The 1,083-nt window shown below is 69.6% G+C and carries 1 protein-coding gene; it reads left to right on the plus strand.

The window, feature by feature from the left end:
• Positions 1–24: 24 nt before the first annotated feature.
• Positions 25–1,083, plus strand: a 1,059-nt coding sequence (locus tag ACFWI9_RS34705) for a MarP family serine protease (RefSeq protein ID WP_387169382.1), incomplete at its 3' end; no start/stop codon positions are given.

Consider the following 1,083-nt stretch of genomic DNA (forward strand, 5'->3'; position numbering starts at 1 on the left):
GGCGGTCATGACAGGGTGTCGCTCGTGAATGTGCTGGACATCTTGCTGCTGGTCGCCGCCGTGTGGTTCGCGATCGTGGGCTATCGCCAGGGGTTCGTCGTCGGCATCCTGTCGGTGATCGGGTTCCTGGGCGGCGGCCTGGTCGCCGTCTACACGCTGCCTGTGCTCTGGGACGCGCTGACCGACAAGTCGGAGGTCAGCACCACCGCGGCCGTCGTCGCGGTGATCGTCGTCATCGTCTGCGCCTCCGTCGGCCAGGCCCTGACCACCCACCTCGGCAACAAACTGCGCCGGTACATCACGTGGTCCCCGGCCCGCGCCCTGGACGCGACCGGCGGCGCCCTCGTCAACGTGCTGGCGATGCTCCTGGTCGCCTGGCTGATCGGCTCCGCCCTGGCCGGCACCACCCTGCCGACGCTCGGCAAGGAGGTCCGCAGCTCCAAGGTGCTGCTGGGGGTGTCCCGCGCGCTGCCCTCGCAGGCAGACACCTGGTTCGCGGACTTCTCCTCCGTCCTCGCGCAGAACGGTTTCCCGCAGGTCTTCAGCCCCTTCGCGAACGAGCCGATCAACGACGTCCAGCCGCCCGACCCGGCCCTCGCCTCCAGCGCCGTCGCCACCCGCGCCCAGCAGTCCATCGTCAAGGTCATGGGCACCGCCCAGAGCTGCGGCAAGGTCCTGGAGGGCAGCGGCTTCGTCTTCGGTGACCGCCGCGTGATGACCAACGCGCACGTCGTCGGCGGCGTCGACGAACCCACCGTCCAGATAGGCGGCCAGGGCCGCAAGTACGACGCCAAGGTCGTCCTCTACGACTGGCACCGCGACATCGCCGTACTCGACGTACCCGACCTGAAGGCGCGCTCCCTCCAGTTCGCGACCAAGGACGCCACGAGCGGCAACAGCGCGATCGTCGCCGGCTTCCCGGAGAACGGGTCGTACGACGTCCGGGCCGCACGCGTGCGGGGACGCATCACGGCCAACGGCCAGGACATATACCACCGCGTCACGGTCAGCCGCGATGTGTACTCGCTCTACGCGACGGTCCGTCAGGGCAACTCCGGCGGCCAGCTGCTCACGCCCGAGGGC

The sequence above is a fragment of the Streptomyces sp. NPDC127084 genome (genome assembly GCF_042724175.1).
In the GTDB taxonomy this organism is placed as follows: domain Bacteria; phylum Actinomycetota; class Actinomycetes; order Streptomycetales; family Streptomycetaceae; genus Streptomyces.